The organism is Vibrio sp. 10N.222.48.A3, from assembly GCF_041475345.1.
GTDB classification, from domain to species: Bacteria; Pseudomonadota; Gammaproteobacteria; order Enterobacterales; family Vibrionaceae; genus Vibrio; species Vibrio tasmaniensis_A.
The window spans coordinates 1-840 of sequence record NZ_JBFRVX010000909.1 but is presented as its reverse complement, the minus strand read 5'-3'; the positions used below and the strand labels follow the sequence as shown (position 1 = coordinate 840).

The following is an 840-nucleotide window of genomic DNA, read 5'->3' as shown; positions in this document are numbered from 1 at the left end:
GTGCTTTGGGTGCTTTGGAAGCTTCGTGTTGCTCAACCATGAACGCAACGGCTTCATCGTTTAGACAAGATTTACTGACGTATTGGCGCTGTTTTCCAATATGAAGGATAAAACCTAAATCGGTTTGTTCAAGTTGGTCGATGTCACGCCAAGCGATAGTATTGGTGGCTTTACGGTTTTTATAACTCACACCATCAGTATCCCCTGAAAAGACCACTTTGCTGCCAGCACCTGAGCTGATTTTTTGTCGCCATAACCACCAGGTTCTCTTGCAATATACACTGAACGCTTCAATCACACTCAAAACGATAAAAAACCAGCCTACGTAGCCACTAGGTAACAGTTCAAACTCCAATAGAACCCAACCAAAAATAAGAAACAAAAATGCCTTTAAATAGGCTTTTGGAAACTGAGTCGGAAGGCTAGTTTGGTCATAACACTCTGCGAAAAACGTTTTGTCGAGGGTGTATTCTGTGGTGAAACCGGGATCTTTAGGCATGTGTGGCTACTTTGTAGTTCTTTGTTGAGGCGCATTATATCGCTTCACGCTGGTTTGTCTTAGCGGTTTCAATCCTCTTTTGTAAATCAATAATACTGAATGCGTTTACTCGCATGATAGCTAAATTGTTACGCTGTAGCTAAGTGGTCGCCCCGCGACAAGCTGTCATGTCTCATAGCTATTTTAAGTAACCTTGTTGCTCCAGCCATTGTATTGCGCTTTAGATACCGACTTCATGCGACACCAACTTGGCGACCCCAGTCTTCCTATACTCACGGCTTTTCTTTTTTCGTTGTTGTAATTTTAACCCAAAGTAACAGCTGTTCTATACGTTTCTATAT

At 42.3% G+C, this 840-nt stretch carries 1 protein-coding gene; it reads right to left on the bottom strand.

The features are described from left to right. The coding region (locus AB4653_RS21705) for a YcxB family protein (RefSeq protein ID WP_372105328.1) at positions 1 to 499 on the bottom strand (499 nt) is incomplete at its 3' end. Positions 500 to 840 lie beyond the last annotated feature (341 nt).